The organism is Massilia frigida (assembly GCF_011682175.1).
GTDB classification, from domain to species: Bacteria; Pseudomonadota; Gammaproteobacteria; order Burkholderiales; family Burkholderiaceae_D; genus Telluria_A; species Telluria_A frigida.
The window spans coordinates 1-919 of sequence record NZ_WHJG01000141.1 but is presented as its reverse complement, the minus strand read 5'-3'; the positions used below and the strand labels follow the sequence as shown (position 1 = coordinate 919).

At 65.7% G+C, this 919-nt stretch carries 1 protein-coding gene; it reads left to right on the top strand.

Features of this window, described 5'->3' with window-relative positions; all coding sequences use genetic code 11:
• On the top strand, positions 1-893 hold an 893-nt coding region (locus tag F2P44_RS34375; RefSeq protein ID WP_267877656.1), incomplete at its 5' end, for a flagellin.
• Positions 894-919: the final 26 nt, after the last annotated feature.

Here is a 919-nt window from a genome sequence, read left to right as displayed (position 1 = left end):
CCGGCACCGCTTACACCGCCGGCAGCTTCGCCCTGCAAGGCCTGGCCACCTCGAACATCGCCGTCACCGCCACCGATACCGCCCAGTCGCTGGCATCGACCATCAACGGCGCCACCGCCAACACCGGTGTGACGGCCCAGGCCAAGACCGAGGAAGCGCTGACCCTGACCGCCGCCGGCGTGTATTCGCTCGCTGTCACTTCCGACAACAGCACCGCCGCCAACGTCACCTTCACCGTCGGCGCCGCACTGAACGCTTCCGGCCTGGCATCGGCGGTCAGCGCCTTTAACGATGTCTCGTCCAAGACCGGCGTCACCGCCAAGCTGAACGACACCAATAATGGCCTGGTGCTGACCAATTCGGCCGGTAACAACATTACCCTGGCCAATAACAGCGCATCGGCCTCGGTCACGGCAGGCGCGATCGACTCGGCCGGCACCGTCGGCACCACCGTGGCCGTCGCCACCGGCGCCACCTCGACCTCGATGGGTTATGTGTCGATGAACTCGGACAAGGGTTTCTCGGTCGGCAGCAGCGGTTCCACCGCAATCACCGCCGGCACCGCCGCCTCGCTCAATACCGTCTCCGGTATCGACGTCTCGACCGCCAAGGGTGCATCGAACGCACTCAAGGTACTCGACTCGGCCCTGGCCAACGTCAACAGCCAGCGCGCTTCCTTCGGCGCACTGCAGTCGCGCTTCGAAACCGCGGTGAGCAACCTGGAATCGACCTCGGAAAACCTGTCCGCCTCGCGCAGCCGGATCCAGGATACCGACTTCGCGTCGGAAACGGCCAAACTGACGCGCGGCCAGATCCTCCAGCAAGCCGGTACCGCCATGCTGGCCCAGGCTAACTCGCTGCCGAACGGCGTGTTGTCCCTGCTGCGCGGTTAATCGCCGAGCGCGCCTTGCTTCCCCGG